The sequence below is a fragment of the Cellulomonas sp. P4_B5_2 genome (assembly GCF_056402235.1).
The window spans coordinates 1-5,573 of sequence record NZ_JBFUHU010000255.1 but is presented as its reverse complement, the minus strand read 5'-3'; the positions used below and the strand labels follow the sequence as shown (position 1 = coordinate 5,573).

Below are 5,573 nucleotides of genomic sequence, written 5' to 3'. Positions count from 1 at the left end.
CGGGGACGGGCGGGCGTCGGGTCGCTCAGTGCGTGCCGCAGGTGGCGGTCAGGCCGGTGCCGCTGCCGTTGGCGATGAAGCCGGCGGTGGTGGTGCCGCCGGCGGGAACTGCGCTGTTCCACGCAGCGCTCGTGATGGTGTTGGCGCCCGCCAGGGAGCCGTTCCACGCCTGCGTGAGGGTCGCGCCGCCGATGGCCGTGTGCCAGCCGGTCAGTGCGGTCGAGCCGGCCGTGATGGTGACCTCACCGACGAACGCGCCGTTCCACGCGTTGACCACCTTGACGGTCGCCGTGCACCCGCCGGGCGTCCCGGTCGGTGTGGGGGTGGGCGTCGGGGTGGCTGTCGGCGTGGGGGTCGGGGTCGGCGTCACGGTCGGGGTGGGCGTCGGCGTGGCGGTGACCGTGGGAGTCGGAGTGGGCGTCGGCGTCGTGGTGCCGCCGCCGATGTTGATGTCGCTGCACAGGTAGTAGGACTGGTCGAGGTGGCTGGCCTGCCAGACCGTGTACAGGACCGCGCGGCCGCTACGGCCGGCCAGGTTGATGTCGGTCTCGTACAGACCCGTCGTGCCGTAGCGAGGGGTCTCCTTGAGCAGCGTGAGGTCGTCCCAGCCGATGGCTTCCGTGGTCGGGTCGAAGCCCTGCTTGGTCACGTAGATGCGCAGGTAGTCGGCTCCGTGCTTGGCGCTGTCGGTCAGGGTCAGGGTGAACGACGTCGGGACGCCCTTGGCCACCCAGGGGCCGACCGCGTCGAGCGCGTTGTAGCGGGGCGCCTGGGTCCGGCCGCCCGAGCAGAGCTGCCCGTCGGGGATCGCGGCCTGGTGGTTGCCGGCCACTCCCTCGCGGAAGAGCCCGTTCCAGTTCCACATGGCGTTCGGGTCGGCCTTCCAGGCCTGCCAGCACATGGGGTCCAGCTGTTCCATCGCCGGGTCCAGGTGGTTGCTGCCCCAGCGCTCCCAGCAGCCGTAGTTGCGGGAGGGCGGGTTGGTGACCGATCCGTGGGCGGACGCGGGCTGCGACGTGACGATCGCTGCCGCCAGCGCCAGGACCACCGCGAGGAGTGCGGTGACCAGGATGCGTGGTCGTGCTCGGACAGGCATGGGTTCCCCTTCTCGAAGACGTCGTCGTTGACCCCCCGGAAGCGCCCCTGCCAGCAACCGGGGTCGCTGACGGGGCGACCGGGGCGTCCGTCCACCCTCACGACTGCGGGCCGGGGTGACCAGGCGCCGAAGCGATTCACACAGGGCCGAGGTGTCAGCGCGTCAGGATCCAGTCGAGGGCGGCGGGGGCGGCGCCGAGCACCGACACGTGTCCGTCGCCGGGGCGCAGCCACAGCTCCGCCGACGGGATCCGCTCGGCCAGCCACCGGCTGTGCGCCGCCGGCACGACGCGGTCGGCGTCGCCGTGCAGCAGCAGCACGGGGGCGGTGATGGCCGCCGGGTCGAAGCCCCAGGGCGCGACGTAGGCCAGGTCGTCGTCGACCATCCCGCCGATCCCGCCCTTCTGGGCCTCGCCAGCGATCCGTCCGAGCCAGCCCCACTCGCCGTCGAGCGCCGCGTGGTCGGTCGGCGTGAACATCTCCGGGTCGTACTGGCCGGCCGACAGCTCGCGTTCGAGGGCGCCGCGGCCCGCGACGGCGGCGCGAAGCTCCGCGGTGCCGGTCGGGTTGATGCCCGCGAACCAGTCGAGGCCGTCGGCCGGGTACGGCGCGAGGCCCGATCCGCTCACCGCCGCGACCACCCGGTCACCCAGGAGCGCGGCGCAGGCGAGCGCGTGCGGTGCTCCGCCGGAGTGGCCGAGGACCGCGAACCGCTCGATGCCGAGGGCGTCGACGATCGCCTCGACGTCGCCGGCGGCCGACGCGATGTCCCGGCCGGGGTGCGGGGTGGATCCGCCGTAGCCGGGTCGGTCGTACGAGACCCAGCGGATGCCCGCGTTCAAGGGCAGCAGCGGCTCCGGCGGCGTGCCGACGTTCGGGGTGCCGTGGTGCCAGACGACGGTCAGGCGTTCGTCGTCGACGGGGACGTCGTAGGCGCGCAGCGTGCGGCCGTCGGGCAGCTCGACCCGGGTGGGGGCGGTCACCGGTCGAGCCTAGGGACCTGCGGTTGTGCTCGCCGCCCGGCGCCCGACACGATCGGCACGTGATCCACCTGGACGTCGCGGAGCGGCGCGCACGACTGGCTCGTCGGCACGCCGTGGCCCCGGCCTTCCGCGTGGACTCCGTCGAGGCGGCGGTCGACACGATGGTCTGCCTGCACGGCACGGACCCCGCCGGGCTCTACCTGTCCGCGTGGGCGCGCGTCGACGGGTTCACCGTGCCCGACCTGGACCGCGCGCTCTACGACGACCGCACCCTGGTGAAGCACCTGGCGATGCGGCGCACCCTGTTCGCGGTCACGCGCGAGCTGCTGCCGGTCGTGCAGGCGGCCGCGAGCAACCGGGTGGCGGGGGTGGAGCGGCGTCGGCTCGAGAAGGAGGTCCGCGAGGCGGGTCTGGTCGAGGACGCCGAGCGCTGGTTCGACGAGGTCACGGCTGCCGCTGTCGGCGGCCTCGCCGACGGGCCGCTGACCGCGGCGCAGCTCCGCGACCGTGAGCCGGTGCTGGAGGGATCGATCGCGTACGGCCACGGGAAGTCGTGGGCGGGCACCTTCGCGGTGGTGTCGCGGGTGATGACCTGCCTGCAGGCCGCCGGGACGATCGTGCGAGCGGGCAACCTCGGCTCGTGGACCAGCTCGCGGCCCACCTGGGCGCTCGCGAGCGACTGGCTCGGCGAGGAGATCCTCGCGCTCCCCGAGGATGTCGCCCGGGCGCGCCTGGTGGAGCGGTGGCTGCGCCGGTTCGGCCCGGGCACCACGATCGACCTGAAGTGGTGGCTCGGGTCGACGCTCACCGCGGTCCGGCGGGCGCTGCGGGACGTCGGCGCGGTCGAGGTGGCGCTCGACCAGGGGACCGGGTGGGTGCTCCCCGACGACGTCGACCCGGTCGGTCCGGTCGAGCCGTGGGTCGCCCTGCTGCCCGCGCTCGACCCGACGACGATGGGGTGGTCCGAGCGCGACTGGTACCTCGGGCCGTACCGGGCTCAGGTGTTCGACTCGGTGGGCAACGGCGGCGCGACCGTCTGGGTGGACGGGCGGATCGTCGGCGGCTGGTCGACGAAGGACGGGGTCGTCGACCTGGTCCTGCTCGAGGACGTCGGTGCCGACGCCCGCGCCGCGCTGGACGCCGAGGCCGACCGGCTCACCGCGTGGCTGCACGGCACGCCGGTCCTGCCCCGGTTCCCCGCCCCGCTGGTCACCCCACCCCGGCGACCGCCTGCTGGATGAGGTCCGCGACCTCGTCGGGGTGGCTGATCATCGCGACGTGCGAGCTGTCGATCTCGACCGTCGTCGAGCCCGCCCGGGCCGCCATGGCACGCTCGGCCGCCGGCGGGATGACCCGGTCCGACGACGCGACCAGGTACCAGGAGGGGAGCGTCTTCCACGCGGGCGGACCGGACGGCTCCCCGAGGGTTGCGAGGGCGGCGGGCCGCTGGGAGACGGCCATGACGGCACCCACCTCCGGGGGCAGGTCCTGGCAGAACGTCTGCGGGAAGATGTCGACGTTCAGGTAGGCGTCCGCGTTGCCCTCCCCGGAGTCCGGGAACGGGCGCACCGTGATGACCTGCGTGAGGTCCGGCGGCGGGCCGTCGGCGCCGAGGGCGGTCGCCGCGCCGACCGCCTCGCCCTCCTCGAGCGCGAACGCCGCGATGTAGACCAGGGCCTTCACGTTGTCGGCGCCCACGGCCGCGTTGGTGATGACCGCGCCGCCGTAGGAGTGGCCGACGAGGACCACGGGCCCCTCGATCGTCGACACGAACGACCGGATGTACGCGGCGTCGGCGGACACGCTGCGCAGCGGGTTGGCGGGGGCGTAGGCGGTGACACCGGCGGCGCTCAGGCGGCTGATGACGCCGCCCCAGCCGGAGGCGTCGGCAAATGCTCCGTGGATCAGGACGACGGTGGGGCTCATGGTCGGTTCCCTTCGGGCGACGGCAGGGTGCAGCCCAGTCTCAGGACGTGCGGGCGCGCGTCGGTAGCCCGTGCGTGCACGGTTCTGGTCGGGCTGTGCACGATCAGGCGTGAGACGGGAGGTGCCAAGCGTCGGTCGACGACCGTACGGTTGCTCACAACCGAGATGCCCGACTTGTGAGGTTCCGGTATGAGCCTGGTCCTGCGCTCCGACGACCTACCGCCCGACGACCGCATCGAGATCATCCACGACGCCATCTGGGCCGGGGTGCTGCCGGTCGAGATCGACTACGACCGGCCGGGACCGCAGATCGAGGTGCTCTGCAAGGTGGCGCAGGCGGGACCGGTGAACTTCTCGTCCGCCCGGTCGACGCCGACGATGCTGCGGCGGACCCCGGCCCTGGCGCGGCAGGACCACGACCCGACCGTCTTCCTCGCGGTGCAGGTGTCGGGCACGACGATGGTCGCGCAGGGCGAGCACCAGGCCGTGCTGCGCGCCGGCGACATGGTGGTCTACGAGAGCACCCGCCCGTACACCGTGCTCAACACCGACCGCACCGAGCTGCACTACTTCCAGGTGCCCCGCAGCGCGCTCGGGCTCCCGGCCGGGACGCTCGACGCCGTCACAGGGCTGCGGATCGGGCCGGACAACAACGTGCTCGCGGCCGTGGTCGCGCCGTACTTCGACTCGCTCGGGAGCACCGACGTCCTCGACGACCCGGCCGCGGCTGCCCTCGTCGCCGGCCCGAGCATCGACCTGCTGCGCGCGCTCATCGCCACCCACGTCGCCGACCCCGAGCTCGCCGCCGCACCGCTGCACGGGTCGCTCGTCCTGCGCGTCCAGGAGTACGTCCGCGCGCACCTGGCCGACCGGGGCCTGTCGGCGGCGACGATCGCCGCGGCGCACCACGTCTCCGTCCGGCAGCTGTACGCCGAGCTGGCGCGTGCCGGGATCCGGCTCGGGGACTGGATCCGGGCCGCCCGGCTCGAGGCGTGCCGACGCGACCTGCGCGACCCCGCGTCCGCCCACCTCACCGCCGCGACCGTCGGGGCGCGCTGGGGGTTCACCGACGCCTCGCACTTCGGACGGGTGTTCCGGGACGCGTTCGGGACGACCCCGCGGGAGTGGCGCCTCGCAGGGTCCGCGGGGGCGGTCTGACCTGGGCGAATCCTCCGTTCGTGGGACCTCGTGGGAGGATCGTCCGTTGTCCCAGGGCGAGAGGACGAGGATGAGTGGTCTGTCGGGCACCCCGCGAGCGGTCTTCGTCGACCCCTCCGGACGCCGGGGCCGCACGGTGCGACGGGTCATGTGGACCCTGGGGCTCCTCGTCGGGCTCTACTGCGCGCTCGTCGTCCTCGCCCTCGTGCTCCCGGTCGGCATGAGCAGGCTCGCCGTCCCGGGCCTGGGCCCGCTGCTCCCCGGTCCGGTGGCTCCCGCGCTCGCGGACCCCGGCGCGGACGGTGCACCGCTCGCTCCCCTGACCACCCCGTCGAGCACCCCCTCGCCCACCTCGACCGCCGCGCCCGCGCCGCGAGTGTCGCCGACGCGGGCGACCGCACCGGCCGCGAC

General features: G+C 74.0%; 5 protein-coding genes and 1 pseudogene. 3 read left to right on the top strand and 3 right to left on the bottom strand.

Annotation, left to right across the window (positions count from 1 at the left end):
- Positions 1 to 25: 25 nt before the first annotated feature.
- Together AC1DUQ_RS16670 and AC1DUQ_RS16665 are read right to left on the bottom strand one after the other, a co-directional pair.
- Complete coding sequence (locus AC1DUQ_RS16670; protein ID WP_477059468.1) at positions 26 to 1,096, bottom strand: lytic polysaccharide monooxygenase; 1,071 nt, start codon at positions 1,094 to 1,096, stop codon at positions 26 to 28.
- A 154-nt stretch (positions 1,097 to 1,250) separates the two neighbouring features.
- On the bottom strand, positions 1,251 to 2,078 hold the full coding sequence (locus tag AC1DUQ_RS16665; RefSeq protein ID WP_477059467.1) for an alpha/beta fold hydrolase: 828 nt from the start codon (positions 2,076 to 2,078) through the stop codon (positions 1,251 to 1,253).
- A gap of 59 nt (positions 2,079 to 2,137) precedes the next feature.
- Between AC1DUQ_RS16665 and AC1DUQ_RS16660 the strand changes: the two genes are divergently transcribed.
- Positions 2,138 to 3,319 (top strand): winged helix DNA-binding domain-containing protein, encoded by a 1,182-nt coding sequence (locus AC1DUQ_RS16660; protein WP_477074169.1) that lies wholly within the window; start codon positions 2,138 to 2,140, stop codon positions 3,317 to 3,319.
- Here AC1DUQ_RS16660 and AC1DUQ_RS16655 read toward each other — a convergent pair.
- Complete coding sequence (locus tag AC1DUQ_RS16655) at positions 3,288 to 4,004, bottom strand: alpha/beta hydrolase (protein WP_477059465.1); 717 nt, start codon at positions 4,002 to 4,004, stop codon at positions 3,288 to 3,290. The genes AC1DUQ_RS16660 and AC1DUQ_RS16655 overlap by 32 nt on opposite strands.
- Before the next feature lie 189 nt (positions 4,005 to 4,193).
- Here AC1DUQ_RS16655 and AC1DUQ_RS16650 point away from each other — a divergent pair, with 189 nt between their 5' ends.
- Together AC1DUQ_RS16650 and AC1DUQ_RS16645 are read left to right on the top strand one after the other, a co-directional pair.
- Positions 4,194 to 5,162 carry a helix-turn-helix domain-containing protein gene (locus AC1DUQ_RS16650; protein WP_477059464.1) on the top strand — a complete coding sequence of 323 codons (969 nt, stop codon included), beginning with the start codon at positions 4,194 to 4,196 and terminating at the stop codon, positions 5,160 to 5,162.
- Positions 5,163 to 5,232: 70 nt separating this feature from the next.
- Positions 5,233 to 5,573, top strand: a pseudogene (locus AC1DUQ_RS16645) (hypothetical protein); the annotation flags it as partial.

Bases quoted from the DNA above. Each gene is read 5' to 3' on its own strand.
- AC1DUQ_RS16670 (WP_477059468.1), bottom strand. From the start codon at position 1,096: ATGCCTGTCCGAGCACGACCACGCATCCTGGTCACCGCACTCCTCGCG.
- AC1DUQ_RS16655 (WP_477059465.1), bottom strand. From the start codon at position 4,004: ATGAGCCCCACCGTCGTCCTGATCCACGGAGCATTTGCCGACGCCTCC.
- AC1DUQ_RS16650 (WP_477059464.1), top strand. From the start codon at position 4,194: ATGAGCCTGGTCCTGCGCTCCGACGACCTACCGCCCGACGACCGCATC.